A 16104-nucleotide genomic window follows, 5' to 3' on the forward strand; every position below is an offset into this window, starting at 1 on the left:
GACCGCCACGAGCGCATGCTGGAAAATTTCACTCTTGGTGCTGCCTGCGAGCGTCATCAGCTGCTGCGTGCCCGGGCAGGCGCCGCCTCGCGCGATGTCCGGGGCGCGGCTCGGGCCAGGGTCACCATGGTAAGCTTGTACGAGTGAGCCGCACTCCGGTACCCGCAGCAGGCCAGGACGCGACCACCGTGCTGAAGGTCCGCCCGCGCGAGGTGGCGTTCGGCAAGTTCAGCGTCCAGGTGGTGAGCGGCCCGGATCAGGGCGCGTCCCACGTGGCCGACGCGCCGGAGCTCGCGATCGGCACCGCGGCCGGCAACCACCTGGTGCTCACCGATCCTTCGGTGTCGCGCCATCACTGCCTCCTCGCGGCGACCCCCAAGGGCTATCTGCTGCGCGATCTCGACAGCACGAACGGCATCACGCTCGCGGGCTTCCGCGTGGAGACGGCGTACCTGACCCCGGGCGCCACGTTCGGCGTGGGCCAGACGTCGCTGCGCTTCGACCCCCTGCCCGAGGAGGTCCGCGAGCCGCTCGGGGACGCGGTGCTCTCGGGGCGGGTGCTGGGGCAGAGCACGGCCATGCGCCGGCTCTTCGCGATGATCCCGCGGATCGCCGCGTCGGAGGCCACGGTGCTCCTCGAGGGCGAGACAGGGTCCGGCAAGGGGCTGCTCGCCGAGGTGCTCCACCAGCAGAGCCCGCGCGCGGCCGGCCCGTTCGTCGTGATCGACTGCGGCGCGATCCCGCCCACGCTCATCGAGGCCGAGCTGTTCGGGTACATGAAGGGCGCCTTCACGGGGGCGCACCAGGCGCGCGCCGGCGCCTTCGAGGCGGCGCGCGGCGGCACGGTGCTGCTCGACGAGATCGGCGAGCTGCGGCTCGACCTCCAGCCGAAGCTGCTGCGGGCGCTCGAGGAGCGCTCGATCCGCCGCATCGGCAGCCTCGATCCCGTCCCGCTCGATCTGCGGATCGTCGCGGCCACGAACCGCGACCTCCGGCAGGAGGTGAACCGCGGCACCTTCCGCTCGGACCTGTTCTACCGGCTCAACGTGGTCCGGATCCGGGTGCCGCCGCTGCGCGAGCGGCGGGAGGACATCCCGCTGCTCGTCGCGCACTACTACCGGCAGTTCGCGGACCAGGCGGATCCGCCGGCCGAGCTCCTGGAGCGGCTGGTCCACCACGACTGGCCGGGCAACGTCCGCGAGCTGCGCAGCGCGGTGGAGCGCGCCGTGCTGACCGGCGATCCCGCGATCGGAGAGGACGGCGCCGCGGCGCGGGAGGGCGGCGAGGAGGAGTCGGCGCTCCGCCCGGACGACCTCGAGCTCTCGTTCCGCCAGGCCAAGGAGCGCACGGTCGCGCGCTGGGAGCGGGCCTACGTGAAGACGCTGATCCGGGCGAACGGGGGGAACCTGTCGCACGCCGCGCGCGCCGGCCGGATGGACCGGAACCACCTGCGGGAGCTCCTGCGCCGGCACGGGGTCACGGCGACCGAGTCGTGAGCGCCGCGCCCGGGCCTCACGCGGCCCCGGACCGCGGGCGATGGGACCGCGCGAGGCCGACGGGACCGGCGCGGTCCGAGGTCCGCGAGCGCCGCGCATGCCGCCCGCCTCGCCCGTCCTGCCGCCGGGGGAGCGGCGTCCGGAGGAGGGCGGCGTCGGCGCGCGAGAGGACGTCGGCGAGGTAGTCGCCCCGCCCGGCGGTCGCGCGGAGGGCGTCCTGGATGCCGCGCCTGTGGATCTCCCAGCCGCGGCCGGGGACAAAGCGGAGCGTCGTCGTGGGCGCGTGCGGCCGCGCGCGATCGCGCAGGGAGTCGCCGTCGAGCACCCACACCTCGGGGCCGAGGTCCGCGACGGCCTGCCGCAGGTCGACCGCCGGGGGCGCGCCGGCGCGGTTGGCGCTGCTCACGAACAGCGGCGCGTGGCGCTCGAGCAGCCAGGCGATGGGCTCCCACGCGACGCCGAAGAGGAGCGCCATGCCGTAGCTCGCAGCGGGCGCGATCCAGCTCGGCGCGGCGGCGTCGCGGGCCTGCGGCGCGAGGACGGTCACCCGCTCGACCGCGAGCAGCCAGCCGAGGCGGCGGCGCTCCATCTCGTCGAGCGCGAGGTGCGGCGCGAGCCGGTCGAGGCGCGGCTCCCACGTGGCGACGGGATGGTTGTGAGGTCGCTCCCGCGCGAGGTTCACGGCCGCGGCCGTCTTCGCCGCGACCACGTAAGCCAGCGGTGACGGGGTGGGCAGGACGACCGCCTCGCCGCGATCGAGCGCCTCGTCGATGGCGAGCTTGCCCTCGGCATCAAACAGGGCGACCGGCAACTGGGCCTCCTGTGCGCTCGCGACGCTGCGCGGTCACGGATGCTTCGTGTCTTGCTTGAACCATGGCATTCACACTCGACGGCGGGCGAGGTGCACGGGGGTGCACGAGGTGATGGCGCCCTGCCGCCGCCGCGCGCTCCCAAGCAGGCATCGCGCCACGAGCGGCGCGGGCCGGGGCGAGGGCGCTCGCTGCCTCGAACGGCCCTGATTTCGGTGGGATACGAGGGCCCGACGGCGTCGCGGCCGGCGAGCGCGGGACAGCGCGACGCTGACGACCGAGGCCCCTCCGGCGCCCGGGTGCCGGCTGCAGCAGGCAGCAGGTGCTGGCTGGAGCAGGCAGCGAGCGCCCGCTCCAGTCGGCCGGTCAACCCCCCGCGCTCGCTGGACGGGCGAGCGCGATGGCGTCGGACAGGATCCAGAGCCCCAGGCCGATCAAGACGAACGGCAGCGCCGCGCGACCGTGGCGCCGGATGCGGCTGCCCAGGATCGGGTGGTGGACGAGGTGGTGGCCGAGCGCGCAGAAAGCGCCGGTCAGGACCGCGAACACGGCCGCGTGGAGCGGGACGTGCCCGGGGGTGCTGGAGAACAGCGGGATGTAGACGCCGAGGTTGTCCCCGCCGTTCGCGACGGTCACGCTCGCCACGGCGAGCGCCTTGAAGCGCGCCGCGCCGCCGCGCGGCGCCTCGGCGTCGTCGTCCTCGTCGTCGTCCGCTTTCGCGGGGCCGGAGCCGCGCCGGAGCGCCCAGAGGCCCCGCAGGCCGAGCGCGAGGGGCGCCAGGCCGAGCAGGCCGATCCACCCGTCCGGCACGCGGACGGCGAGCAGCGCGCACCCGACGCTGGCCATCACGAGCGCCCCCATGCCGAGGAACTGACCGGCGACGACCTGGCGCGGCGTGAAGCCAGGATCCGCGAAGAAGGCCGAGATCAGGAGGAGGTCATCGAGGTTCGTGGAGATGAACACGACCACGCTCACCCCGAGAACCGGAAGGATCTGCTCCATGACGCGCCCGCGGACGTAGCACCTCCCGCAGCCCGCGACCGCTCGGCGCGGGCGGCCACCGAGGTCAGGGCCGGCGCCGCCTCGGTCTGCGCCTGCGGGAGCGCCGCAGGTCGTTCCGGGGTAGACTCCTCGTGGCCGCCGGAGCGACCGCGCCTGTGCAGGGCGACGGGAGACGAGCCCCGCGCTCGTGTAATGGAGAGGGCATGGCGACGATTCCCCAGCCCGTGGAGCCGACCACGGCGACGGCCGCGCCCGCTGCGCAGAGCGCCCGGACGGACCTCCCGGTGCAGGGCATGACCTGCGCGGCGTGCGTGCGCCGCGTGGAGAAGGCGCTGCGCGCGACGCCCGGCGTCCAGGAGGCGACCGTCAACCTCGTGACCCAGCGGGCGACGGTCGCCTACGACGCGCAGGCGACCACGCCGGCCGCGCTCGCCCACGCCATCGTGGAGGCGGGCTACGAGGTGCCCGAGGTGCCCGGGACCTCCGCCGTCGACGGCGCCCCCGCTGCCCCCGCCGCGACCGAGCGCTCCGCGGCCGCCGCGGCCGCCCCGCCGCCGCGCCCGCATCCGGCCGCGGCCGAGCGCGCCGCCGCGATGGACGCGGCCGAGCAGAAGGAGCAGCGGACGCTCCGGCGCGACGTCGCGATCGCCACCCTGCTCACGGCCCCCCTGCTCGTCGTGGCCATGTCCCACGGCGCGATCCCGGCGCTCGAAGGCGCCTTCGGGCGCTGGCTCTCGCTCGCCCTCGCGACGGTCGTGGTCCTCGGGCCGGGGCGCCGGTTCTTCCGCCTGGCCGCGAGCGCGCTCCGGCACCGCGCCGCGGACATGAACACCCTCGTGAGCCTCGGGACCGGCGCCGCCTGGCTCTACTCGACCGCCGCCGTCGTCGCGCCCGGCCTCTTCCCGCACGCCGAGCACGGCCACCTGCCGCCCGTCTACTTCGAGGCCGCGGCCGCGATCGTCACCTTCGTGCTGATCGGCAAGCTCCTCGAGACGCGCGCGCGGAAGCGGCTCGCCGACGCCGTGCGCGGGCTCGTGGCGCTGCAGCCGAAGACCGCGCGGCGCATCCGCGGCGACGCCGAGGACGAGGTGCCCGCCGCCGCGCTCGCGCCCGGCGACCTCGTGCTGGTGCGGCCGGGCGAGCGCATCGCGACCGACGGCGAGGTGGTCCGCGGCGCGTCGGCGGTCGACGAGTCGATGCTCACCGGCGAGAGCATGCCCGTCGACAAGACCACGGGCTCGGCCGTGCTCGGCGGGACGCTCAACCAGAGCGGCGCCCTCACCTTCCGCGTCACGAAGACCGGCGCGGACACCGCGCTCGCGCGCATCGTCGAGGCCGTCGAGCAGGCGCAGGGGTCGCGCGCGCCGATCGCCCGCCTCGCCGACGTGGTGAGCGGCATCTTCGTCCCCGTCGTCGTCTCCGTCGCGGCGCTCACCTTCGTCGTGTGGCTCGCGGTCGACCCGACCGCCGCGGGCCTCGCCACGGCGATCGAGCGGTTCGTCGCGGTGCTCGTGATCGCCTGCCCGTGCGCGCTCGGCCTGGCCACGCCGGCGGCCGTGGCCGTCGGGACGGGGCGCGGCGCCGAGCTCGGCGTCCTCGTCAAGGGCGGCGCGGCGCTCGAGGCGGCGAGCCGCGTCGACACGGTGCTGCTCGACAAGACGGGGACGCTCACCTCGGGGCGGCCCGAGCTCACGGACGTCGTCGCCCACGCGGGCCACCGCGAGGCAGAGCTCCTCGGCCTCGTGGCGGCCGCGGAGCACGAGAGCGAGCACCCCGTGGCGCGGGCGATCGTCGAGGGCGCGCGCGGCCGCGGCGTCGGCCTCCCGCCGGCCTCGGCGTTCCGCGCCGAGATCGGCCACGGCATCGAGGCGCGCGTCTCGGGGCGCCTCGTGCGCGTCGGCACCGCGGCGTGGCTGCGCCGGGCGGGCATCGAGACGGACGCGCTGGAGGCCGAGGCCGAGCGCCTCGCCGCGCAGGGCCGCACGCCGTCGTTCGTGGCCATCGACGGGGGGCTCGCGGGGCTCGTGGCGGTCGCCGACCGGCCGACCGAGGAGGCGCGGCGCGCCGTCGCGGCCATGAGGCAGCTCGGCGTCGAGGTGGCCATGGTGACCGGCGATCGCGCGGGCGCCGCGCGCGCCGTCGCCGAGGAGCTCGGCATCCACGCCGTGTTCGCGGAGGTGAGGCCGGAGGACAAGGCGAGGATCGTCCGCGAGCAGCGGGCCGCCGGCCGCCGGGTGGCCATGGTCGGCGACGGCATCAACGACGCGCCCGCGCTCGCCGGCGCGGACGTCGGGATCGCCCTTGGCAGCGGCGCGGACATCGCTGTCGCGTCCGCCGACGTGGCGCTGCTCCGCGGCGGGATCGCCGGCCTGCCGGTGGCGCTCGGGCTCGCGCGCGCCACGCTGCGCACCATCCGCCAGAACCTCTTCTGGGCGTTCGTCTACAACGTGCTCGGCATCCCGATCGCGGCGGGCCTCCTGTACCCGCTGACCGGGTGGCTCCTCTCCCCCGTCCTCGCGAGCGCGGCGATGTCGCTGTCGAGCGTGTCGGTGCTCGCCAACTCCCTCCGGCTGCGCGCGTTCGGCCGCACCTAGCCGCGAGGCCCCGCGGCGCCCGCGCGCCCTTTCGCCGGCTACCCCTGGCGGAGCCGCCAGTGCAGCTTCCAGTCGGACGGCGCGAGCTCCGCGCCGACGGTGTCGCAGCACCGCTCGTACACCCCGCGCGTCCGCGCGTCCTCGAAGAAGGGGCACGGCCTTCGCTCCCGCTCCCCGGTCGACGGCTGTTGCCGGAACACGCAGAGCCCCCCCTTCCGCCGGGGATCCTCGCGCCGCCCGTCCTCCGCGTCCTTCCGGATCATCTCCATGAACCCGTCCCGGTGCTCGTCGCTCCGCCCCGGCCGCTGCTCCTGGTAGCTCCGCCACTCCATCGCGATCCGGGTGCGGCGGCAGCCTGACGCGATCATCTCGCCCTGCTTGCGCTCCTCGAAGCCGAGGTACGACTTGAACGCGAAGGGGTGCTCGTAGATCGTGTACGTCGGCGAGATCAGATCCATGTCCGCGACGATGGCCTGCCGCCGCCCCGCGCTGCGCAGGATCGGGTTCGCGGCCTCGGCCAGCGCGTTGATGTGCTGCTGCGCGATGAGGGTCTTCTCCACCTTCTCGTCCTCGCCGATCGCGTAGGAGCGCAGGAGCGCGAAGGTCAGGCCCTCTTCGTCCTTCCAGCGGGCGGCGGCGGCCTTGCCGCGCAGGAACATGGGCGACGTCAGGCTGAGCAGGAGCACCCGGTGCTCGGCCGCGCCGATCCACCGGGTCTCGGGCTTCGCGCTGAGCCGCCTCAGGTACGAGAACGCCGTGTCGCTCGGGAAGTTGTTGAAGATGCCCCCGTCGGCGAACAGGTCGTCGGCCCTGCCCACGCTGTCGCGGCCGAAGATCTCGCGGCGGCTCCGCCTGCGGAACGCGAGCGGGAACGACGCGGCCGCGAGGCACGCCTGCACGGCCCTCGGCGAGGGCCGCTCCGGATCGAGCTCGTCGTCGTACCCGAACGACTCCGGGACGCCGCGGGTATGGTTTGTCACGCTGAAGATGTAGCGAACGCGCTCGCGGCTCGAGTGCAGCTGCAGCGTGGGGTCCCCGTCGCCGAACACGATGCGGCGGAGGTGGCGCTCGAGGTTCTCGAAGCCGATGATCTCGCCGCGATCGGGGTGATCGGGGTCGAAGCAGCCGAGGCTCGCGGCGATCGCGTCGAGCGGCGCCATCGCCTCGTCCAGCCGGAGCCGGGCGAGGCTCAGGAAGAACCCGCGGAGCGCCTCGTGGTCGCTCGCGCGCAGAGATCCGCCGGGGAACGCGCCGCGCGAGCCGGCCCCCGCGCCCGGCGCGGGGGCGAAGAGGAGCGCCTCGGCGCCGAGCCGCAGCTTCTCCCAGCGCGCCCGCGCCGCGGCCGACGTGAGCCCCGGGGAGGCGAGGACATCGACGATCTCGCGGGGCGTGAGCTCGCGCAGCGGCCGCACCGCCTCGGAGCGCCACCGCTCGGCGATCGTCTCGCGGATCCGGTCGACCCGCCCGCGCGGCGCCTGGGCGCTGCCGTTCCGGAGGCCGAGCTGGCCGGCGATCGAGGAGAGCCACGAGGCGACTCCCCGCGCGGGCGGCGGCGCGGGCGGGTCGCCCACCGCGTCGATCCAGGAAGGCACGGTGTAGAGGAGCTGGATCACCTCGGCCAGCGTGTTGCGATCGCGCTGACTCGAGCCGTCCTGGCCCTTCAGGCAGGCCTGGAGCAGGTAGGAGAAGATCGTCCCCACGGAGGCGCCGGCGTAGAGATCGGGCTCGATCCCGTACTCCTTCAGCGCCGCGATCGCGCCGACCTGGAAGGCGCCGAGGAACACGCCGCCCGCGGGCACGATGACGGTGAGCGGCGCCGGCGGCGTCGTCGCGCCCTCGCTTCGCCGTCGCTCCTCATGGAACGGGGCGAAGTCGTTGACGCCGCGCGCGTCGCTGCGCGGCGGGCGGGGGAAGAGCTGGCCCGGACAGTGGACGCAGACCTTCTCCAGCGGCTTGAAGTAGTCCGCGATCGGCGCGCCGTCGCGCGTGCCGCCGTGGTGCGCTGCGCGCGCTGCGTCGAGCACCTCGCGGCACGGGGCCGACGGGCGATCCTTGCAGAGCTCCCCGATCTTCGGGGCGAGGAGCACCTCGAGCGCGCTCCGGCACCCGGTCGCGCTGGCCTCCGCGAGGTCCTGTTCCCTGGGCACGCTGACCGGGATGAACGGCAGCGCCGCTCGCGGGGCGATCTCGGTGATCCGGACCGGCACGTACGCGCCGCCGGAGGCGCGCTGCGGGACGGGCGCGCCGGCCTCCTGGAGGGTCTGGATCAGGTCGGTGATCATCTCGACCACGCGCGAGATGTACTGCTGGTCCACGCGGCTCCGGAGCAGGAGGTTGTGGAGCGCGGGCATGAAGAACGAGGTCTCCTCGGGCGGGGCGACCTCGCCCGTCGGATCGCTGTACACGGCGAAGAGACGGTAAGGCTGCTTCGGAGAGCGCTTCAGCCCGGCCCAGTGGGTGACGGCGGGCGAGAGCGGATCCCGCTCCACCTGCGCGGCGTCCATGAGCAGGTCCTCGGGGCGCAGGTGGGGAGGCATCGCGCCGAAGAGCTCCTTCATGTGCACGCCGGGGAAGACCGGCGCGAACGCGCAGCTCGCGCGCAGCGCTGCGAAGAGGTTGGCTCCCGAGAAATCGCGGCGCCGGCCGGGCCGCTTGCCGATGAGCTCGAGGCGCGGGGTGCCGTCGCCCCTCCGGTGGGAGGAGAGGTTCGCGACCTGGAAGAGGAGAGCGGTGTTCTCGAGCTGGTCGAAGCGGGTCTCCCAGCCCGACGGCGCATGCCGCGCGATGGCCTCGCCGAAGTGGGTGTCCACCACGCTCGCCTCGACGAGCGAGCGGCGCATGCCGTACGCCGTGAGGAGCTTCTGGGCGAAGCGCAGCGAGAGATCCTCTGTCACGCGGTCCGCGCCGATCTGACCGCGCAGGAGCGCGAGCAGCTGGCCGTCGCGCCAGAGCGCCCCGGCGGCGTCGCCGCTGGTCTCGAGCGCGGCGCGCAGGATGCAGGATCGGAGGTGGGGCGGCAGCGCGCACACGAGCGACACCCAGGCGCTCGGCTTGCCGGAGAGCGCCGCGCCGAGGCGCTCGACGACCTCCCCGAGCGAAAGGTCGATGTCCACGAGATCGCCAGCGAGGCGGCCGAACGGGCCCTCGGAGAGGCAGGTGAGGATGTGCTCGCCCGGGTTCCTCATCCACGCGTCGAGGTGCTCCGAGACGAGCGCGAGCCGCTCCGCCTGAGACCTCGCCTCGCCGGCGATCGCGAGCACGGTGCCGGCGAGGCAGCCAGCGCTCGTGCCCACGACCGTGCCCGGGTAGTAACCGCAAACGACGAACGCATGGACGACGCCGGCCATGTAGACGCCGCGCAGGCCGCTCCTGCCCAGCGCGATCCCGGCGTGCTCGTCGTGGATCGGAAGCGGCTCGCTGGAAGGGAAGATGAACGAGCTGTCCGTCTCTCTACGCGAGTTCATCAGTCCATCGTATCCGAGCCGGGGTCATTCACCTAGAACACCGGACCGGTTGAAATCGCGACAGAATCGACGGGAAGGAGGCAGCCAGACGAATCACGATCACCTCGACTCCTCCGCGGGACGTGCGCGCTCGAGGTCGAATCGAAGATCACGCGATCTCGCTCGCGACGTCCCCCCCGACCGGGCCGGGATCGTCACCGAGGACCTCGCCGCGAGGAGCGCGGGCGCGCTGGCAGACATGGATCAGGGCTCGCTCGCCTGCGTCATCCTGCAGCGCAACGCGGCGCGCAAGAGCCCGGGCGAGCCGTTCGCGGGCGTCGGGTCGAATTTCCCCCGGGGGTCGGCTTGCGTCGGAGGCGCTCGGCCCGGACGCTCTGCCGTGGAGCACTTCCCCGACGCCGATCGGGTGAATGCTAGAAACAGCGGGCGCACCGAAGCACCAGAATACGGAGGACCTATGCGAACTTACCGAAGACACACTGGCACAGCCATTGCTTTTGCTCTATCCCTTGTAGCTCAGGCCGCGGATGCGGCGGTCACCGTCGACATCCTTCAGCCGAACAACGCGATCATCGACGGTGGCACGGTCCCGGTGCGCGTCGCCGCGTCGTCGCCAGAGGACATCTACTACGTCGAGGCGGAGTTCGAGGGGCTCACCATCGAGCTCGCGCCGACGGGAGACGGCTACTTCGAGGGGGCGTTCGATCTCGGCGAGCTCGGTGGCGACCTCCCCTACGGCCCTTATGTCGTGACGGTCAACGCGTACAGCACGCTCGGCGAGGCCGCGAGCGACCAGGGCACCGTGCACCAGTACGCGCCGCCGATCATCGCCTGGAACGTGCTGCCGCACGAGACCCTCACGGCGGGCAAGCGCTTCGACGCGAAGTGCATCCCGACGCCGCCGTACGAGTGCAGGAGCCTCGCGGCGACGTTCCACAGCGACGCAGGAGGCGGCTACGCGCTCTTCGCCGAGAGAGATTGGCCCTACCCGCAGCCTGTGCCGGGGCGGCTCTACATCAAGGAGGGGGCGTACGGCTATTCCGGCGCGATCCCCTCGGGCAGAACGTACACGATCACGATCGAGGCCAGCGACTACGTAGGGCCCACAATCACCAAGACGATCGGCCCCATTTACGTCGACCGGAGCCCGAGGCTCACCGCCGTCCAGCGCGCACCTGGCAGCATCCTCGATTTCGATGCCACGCGCTTTCTCTTCGTGGATCATTATCGGCGGCTCGGGATCTTCGATCGGAACACGCAGGAGGTGACGTGGGTCGAGACCCTCACGCACACGAACACCCCGATCAGCGCGGTCTACGGGGCGCTCACGCCGTCGGGGTCGGTGCACCAGTCGACGACCGGCGTCATCCTCGCATGGGTCGACGGCGTGCGGCGCACCATCTCGAGCGTGAACAACGCGCCGCGCCTCGACGCCGTGAACGGCGACACCGTCGTGTGGACGGCGTACGGTGACGACCGGGCCTTCGCGCACTCGCTGTCGACGGGCACGAACCGGTCCCTCTGGCACGTCCCGGGGAGCCGATCGCCGTTCCAGGCCGACGTTTCGGCTTCGGGCGACATCTTCTTCGGCACCTACGAGAGAGCGTCCATCGTCGGGCCGGGCAACGCGCTCCTCGGGGATCACGCGGGCAACCTGCAGCGGCCAATCACCGACGGGACGAACGTCGTCGGCCGGTGGTGGGACGGGTTGACGAGCTCCAGCTACCTTTACACGGCGGATGGAGAGGAGGTGTTCCTGGGCGACTCGCTCACCAACACCTCGGCCGGGCTGCTGGCGCACGCCGGCTACGCCGCCTTCCTGAAGAGCGATGGCGATGTCAATCAGGTATGGCTGCGGACCCCCGACGGCGAGCAGCACCCGCTCAGCGATTTTCCGAGGTCGAGCCGGTTCGATCAAGCGAAGCTCCGGGTCGGCCACGACGGTATCAGCGACACCGGAGAGGTCCTGTTCCTGAACGAGGACACGCGCTATCTCGGCCGGTCGGGTGGAGCGCCCGAGCCCATCAGCACGGCCCTCGGGCACGGTCGCTGGGTCGACGGGAGCTGGCACGTGGCGATCGGCAACACGCTGTTCCAGGTCTCGAGCACGGAAGTCGCCGTCGCGCGGCTCGCGACGCCGGGGATCGGGGCGTTCGCGCCGGCGGAGGGCCTCGGCGAGCCCGAGGAGCCGTCCACGTCGTTCGCCGAGGACGCGGCGCTCGATTCGACGGTGTGGGCTCGGGATCTGCACGAGCCCGACGCGCTGCCGGCGCTGGACGACGGCTCCCTGCTGGGCGACGTCGACGAGGACACGGGCGCCGACATCGCGCCGGCCGGGGCGGGGTGCAGCACCTCGGGCCCGGCGGGCTCCACCGGCGGCGTCGCCGCGCTCGCCGCGGCGCTCGCGGGCCTCGCGCTCGCGCGCCGGGGCCGCGCGCGGCCGTAGCGCGCCCCGCGGCACCCCGCCGCTGACGAGGGGTCCCGGGACCTCCGGAACCCCGCCGACAGAGTAGCCCCCGTCCGCGACGTCTGATATAACGGATGCCCGTCCACGCGCTGGCCTGGTCCGGCTCGACGCGCGGAGCCACCGGGCGATGAAGCGCATCGGCTCGGCAGCGGATCGCCGTTCATGGTCTCATGTCGCGCGCATCGCGCGCCCGCCTCGCCGGGACCGGCGGCGGCGGTGCCTGGAAGAACACGCGACCCCCCGGAAATCAAGGAGATCCCAGCGCATGCGATTTCGTCCGGATCCCACGTTCTACCCGTCGCCGCGCCTGGCGATGGAAGCGCCGCCCGAGCGGCTGGCCTACGTGACCGCGTTCGACGCGGGCGCCGCGCTGAAGCGCCCGGGCGACCATCGCCACGACGCGCTCACGGTCGTCGACCTCGATCCGAGATCGCCGGCGTATGGCACCCTCGTCTCGGTCAACGAGGTGCCGACCTACGGCGACGAGCTCCACCACTCGGGCTGGAACGCGTGCAGCGCCGCCCTGTGCCCGTACGCGCCGCACCCCCACGTCGAGCGCCGCTTTCTCCTGCTCCCGGCGCTCCGCTCGTCGAACATCTTCGTCTTCGACGTCAAGCGGGACCCGCGCCGCCCCGAGCTCGTCCACACCGTCCGGGCCGAGGAGATCGCCAAGCGAGCCGGCTACTCGCGCCCGCACACGCTCCACTGCGGCCCCGACGGCATCTACGTGAGCGCGCTCGGCAACCCCGAGGGCGAAGGGCCGGGGGGCATCTTCGTGCTCGACTGCGAGAGCTTCGATGTGCTCGGCCGCTGGGAGATCGACCGCGGGCCGCAGTTCCTCCACTACGACTTCTGGTGGCACCTCGGCCACGATACGCTCCTCACGAGCGAGTGGGGGACGCCGAAGATGATCGAGGACGGCGTGAATCCGGAGCTCCTGCTCGGCAAGAAGTATGGCAACAGAGTTCACGTCTGGGACCTCCGCAAGCGCAAGCACCTCCAGGCGCTGGAGCTCGGCGACGAGCACCAGATGGCGCTGGAGCTCCGCCCCGCCCACGACCCGACAAAGGCCTACGGCTTCGTCGGCGTCGTCGTGAGCGTCAAGGACCTCTCCGCCTCGGTCTGGCTCTGGCATCGCGACGGCGAGCGGTGGGCGATCCGCAAGGTGATCGAGGTGCCGGCCGAGCCGGCGGAGCCCGACCTCCTGCCCCCGCTGCTCAAGGGCTTCAAGGCGGTCCCGCCCCTCATCACCGACATCAATCTCTCTCTCGACGACCGGTTCCTCTACGTGTCTTGCTGGGGCACAGGCGAGCTCCGCCAGTACGACGTGTCGGACCCGTTCCACCCGAAGCTGACCGGCTCGGTGCACCTCGGGGGCGTCGTGCGCAGGACGGCGCACCGCCGCTCCGGGCCGCTGCGCGGCGGGCCGCAGATGGTCGAGGTGAGCCGCGACGGGCGGCGCATCTACTTCACGAACTCGCTCTACGCCTCCTGGGACGAGCAGTTCTATCCCGAAGGCGTCGGCGGCTGGATGGCCAAGGTCGACGCGGCGCCCGGCGGCGGCCTCGCGCTCGACCCCGAGTTCTTCGTCGATTTCGGCCCCTTGCGCCCTCACCAGATAAGGCTCGAGGGGGGCGACGCGTCCTCGGACTCGTTCTGCTATCCCTAGCTCGCCATGACACCCTGGCTCACGCTGGCGCTCCTCGGCGCTTATCACGGCATCAACCCGGGCATGGGCTGGCTGTTCGCGGTCGCCCTCGGCCTGCAGGAGAAGAGCAGCCGCGCGGTCCGGCGGGCGCTCGTCCCCATCGCGATCGGCCACGCCGCGTCGATCGGCCTCACGGTCGCGCTGCTCGGGCTCGGGCTCGCGAGCGTCCCCGCCGCGGCGCTCCGCTGGATCACGGCGGCCGCGCTCGTCGCGTTCGGCGTGCTCAAGCTCGTGAGGCCGCGCCACCCGAGGTGGGTCGGGATGCGCGTGGGCTTCCGCGATCTGACCTGGTGGTCCTTCCTGATGGCCACCGCGCACGGCGCCGGGCTCATGCTGCTTCCGGTCTTCCTGCTCGGCGCCGACAACCCGGCTCCGTGCCCTGGCGGCGGGTGTCACAACGCAGCTGGCCTGTCGCTGACGAGCCCCGCAGGCTACGTCGCCGCCGTCCTCGTGCACACCGCCGCCATGATGGCGGCGGCCGCCGCGGTCGCGCTCGTCGTCTACCACAAGCTCGGCGTCGCGATCCTCCGCACGGCCTGGTTCAACCTCGACCGCGCCTGGGCTGTCGCGCTCATCGGGGCCGGCATCCTCGCGGCCCTGCTCTGAGGGCCGCTCCGCCGCTCACCCGCCCGTCAGTTCGCCACGACGAGCTGCCATCGCTGCTCCTCGCCGCCGCCGCTCCCCCGCTGCTCGATCGCGGCGGCGTCCTCGGTCGAGCCCTGGACGACCCCGATCATCTTGCCGCTGTTCTTGTTCCGGATCTGGAAATCGCCGCCGCCCAGATCGATGAACAGCCACACCTGGTTGTCGCCGTCATGGTTCGTCCATTGCTTGAGCGCGATCCCGTCGCTCGTCGACTCGTCAGGGACGTCCAGCACCTTGCCGCTCTTGACGTTGGTCAGCCGGAAGTGACCGGAGCTGTTGTAATTGAGGCTCCACTTCTGGTTGTCTCCTCCGCTGTCCGCGCTCTGGACCACCGCCGCCCCGTCCTCGGACGACGCGCCCGCGACCTCCATCACCTTGCCGCTCTTCCTGTTCACGAGCTTGAAGTTGTTCGTCGCCCCGGTGACGCGGCCCGCCGCCGTGTCGATCGTGAGCGTGTTGTTCCAGCTCATGCTCATGGTCGTGTCCGAGGGGAACGAGATCGGCTGCCAGACATAGGTCGAGTCGTTGACCCGCCCGCTCCAGGCCCCCGCCCAGCGATCCCCCATGTACAGGTAGGCCGTCCCCGAGCTGCCCTGGACCGGGACCACGTAGGTCGACTGGGAGTGGTAGGTCGTGCCGTCGCCGACGTTGGTCATCGCCGACCAGCCCCTGTCGAGCGAGCGGGAGGTCGCGTACTTGGCCTGGTTGGGCGACCAGCCCGTGGCGCCGGAGGTCAGCAGGAAATAGGTCCCGTTCCGCTTGAACAGCGCCGGCGCCTCGCGGTGTCCACCGGGGAAGAGCACGGCGGCCAGCTCCTCGACGGACAGGTAGTCGGGGCTCAGCGCGTAGAGGTTGAGATCGTAGTTCTCGTTCGAGGCGGAGATGAAATAGCCCTTGCCGTCGTCATCGACGAAGAGCCCGCAGTCCCGGGACATGTACCCGGGCTTGTCGTGGTCGGTCACCCCGGTGCCCGCCATCGGCCGGAAGCTGCCGTGATACGTGTAGTCGCCGTCCACGGTGCTCGAGCTCGCGACCGCGGCCCGGGCCTCGCCGTAGTGCACCCCGTTCTCCCAGTGCATCCACATCACGTACTGGCCCGTGGACGCGTTGTAGACCACCTTCGGGCGCTCGATGTTGGCCGGGTCGAGGTCCTCGTCCGAGTCCATGGTCAGCACATGGTTCCTGAACTCCCAGCGCCGCAGATCGGCCGATCGATAAGCGGACACAGCATAGAACGTCCCGTCCGGGTTCCGGTTCTCGCCGAACCAGTAGTAGTAGGAACCCACCTTGATCACCCCTCCCCCGTGCGCCTGGATGGGATTGCCCGAGGTGTCGGCCCACTGGATCCCGTTGACCAGAGGCCCCACCGCCGGAGGCAGCTCCGGGCCCCCGCCCTCGCCGGCGGCGCCGCCCTCGCCGGGCGCACCGCCGCCGCCGGGCACCCCGCCGCCCGAGGCGCCGACCCCCGAGGACACGCCGTCGCCGGGCGCACCGCCGTCGCCGGGCGCACCGCCGCCCGAGGCGCCGACCCCCGAGGACCCGCCGTCCCCGGAGCGCGAGCTCCCAGGACGCGCTGCCGGGCCGGCATCGCAGGACGCGAGGCCGAGCCCCGCGACAAGCAGGCACACCATCGGAGACAAGGAATCGAGACGCATGACGCCCTCCAGAAAGAGCACCATCTCCGGGCCTTCAACCGGGCTTGTCAAGGCCTTCCCGCGCGCCATGGCAGCACTGGAATAATTCGCTCCCGTGCGAACTGCCAGCCTGGGCGATCTCGGCCTCGGCCGCCTGCCCTTGAGCGTATCCACATGAACGGATAGCGACCTGCACCGTCATGGTCGTTTTACAGCCAGAATAAGTTTGTCAGCCAGGAGGCCGGCTGGCGCGGTGTTCCCGCCTCGCTGGGATCACGCGCTGCG

General features: G+C 72.6%; 9 protein-coding genes. 5 read left to right on the forward strand and 4 right to left on the reverse strand.

Features of this window, described 5'->3' with window-relative positions; translation table 11 throughout:
* The first annotated feature begins 143 nt into the window (after nucleotides 1–143).
* Nucleotides 144–1496, forward strand: a complete 1353-nt coding sequence (locus tag WME75_RS21290; RefSeq protein ID WP_437493753.1) for a sigma 54-interacting transcriptional regulator — start codon at nucleotides 144–146, stop codon at nucleotides 1494–1496.
* Nucleotides 1497–1512: 16 nt separating this feature from the next.
* On the opposite strand, the gene WME75_RS21295 is transcribed toward WME75_RS21290, so the two are convergent.
* On the reverse strand, nucleotides 1513–2307 hold the full coding sequence (locus tag WME75_RS21295; RefSeq protein ID WP_437493756.1) for a Sua5/YciO/YrdC/YwlC family protein: 795 nt from the start codon (nucleotides 2305–2307) through the stop codon (nucleotides 1513–1515).
* A gap of 364 nt (nucleotides 2308–2671) precedes the next feature.
* Nucleotides 2672–3307: a cadmium resistance transporter gene (locus tag WME75_RS21300; protein WP_437493759.1), complete on the reverse strand. Its 636-nt coding sequence runs from the start codon at nucleotides 3305–3307 to the stop codon at nucleotides 2672–2674.
* Nucleotides 3308–3510: 203 nt separating this feature from the next.
* On the opposite strand from WME75_RS21300, the gene WME75_RS21305 reads away from it, so the two are divergent.
* Complete coding sequence (locus WME75_RS21305; RefSeq protein WP_437493762.1) at nucleotides 3511–5901, forward strand: heavy metal translocating P-type ATPase; 2391 nt, start codon at nucleotides 3511–3513, stop codon at nucleotides 5899–5901.
* 38 nt (nucleotides 5902–5939) lie between these two features.
* On the opposite strand, the gene WME75_RS21310 is transcribed toward WME75_RS21305, so the two are convergent.
* Nucleotides 5940–9365: a patatin-like phospholipase family protein gene (locus WME75_RS21310; protein WP_437493765.1), complete on the reverse strand. Its 3426-nt coding sequence runs from the start codon at nucleotides 9363–9365 to the stop codon at nucleotides 5940–5942.
* Between the two features lie 457 nt (nucleotides 9366–9822).
* Between WME75_RS21310 and WME75_RS21315 the strand changes: the two genes are divergently transcribed.
* The 3 genes from WME75_RS21315 to WME75_RS21325 all read left to right on the forward strand — a co-directional run bounded on the left by WME75_RS21315 (nucleotide 9823) and on the right by WME75_RS21325 (nucleotide 14146).
* The gene (locus WME75_RS21315) at nucleotides 9823–11811 is read left to right on the forward strand and encodes a hypothetical protein (RefSeq protein ID WP_437493768.1); all 1989 of its coding nucleotides are present in this window, start codon (nucleotides 9823–9825) and stop codon (nucleotides 11809–11811) included.
* 286 nt (nucleotides 11812–12097) lie between these two features.
* Complete coding sequence (locus WME75_RS21320; RefSeq protein ID WP_437493771.1) at nucleotides 12098–13501, forward strand: selenium-binding protein SBP56-related protein; 1404 nt, start codon at nucleotides 12098–12100, stop codon at nucleotides 13499–13501.
* Nucleotides 13502–13507: 6 nt separating this feature from the next.
* Nucleotides 13508–14146, forward strand: coding sequence for a hypothetical protein (locus WME75_RS21325; RefSeq protein ID WP_437493774.1), 639 nt, complete (start codon nucleotides 13508–13510; stop codon nucleotides 14144–14146).
* Between the two features lie 26 nt (nucleotides 14147–14172).
* On the opposite strand, the gene WME75_RS21330 is transcribed toward WME75_RS21325, so the two are convergent.
* A complete protein-coding gene (locus tag WME75_RS21330; protein WP_437493776.1) occupies nucleotides 14173–15840 on the reverse strand; it encodes an RICIN domain-containing protein in 1668 nt (555 codons plus the stop codon).
* Nucleotides 15841–16104 lie beyond the last annotated feature (264 nt).

Source organism: Sorangium sp. So ce1014, assembly GCF_051521505.1.
Lineage (GTDB): Bacteria > Myxococcota_A > Polyangia > Polyangiales > Polyangiaceae > Sorangium.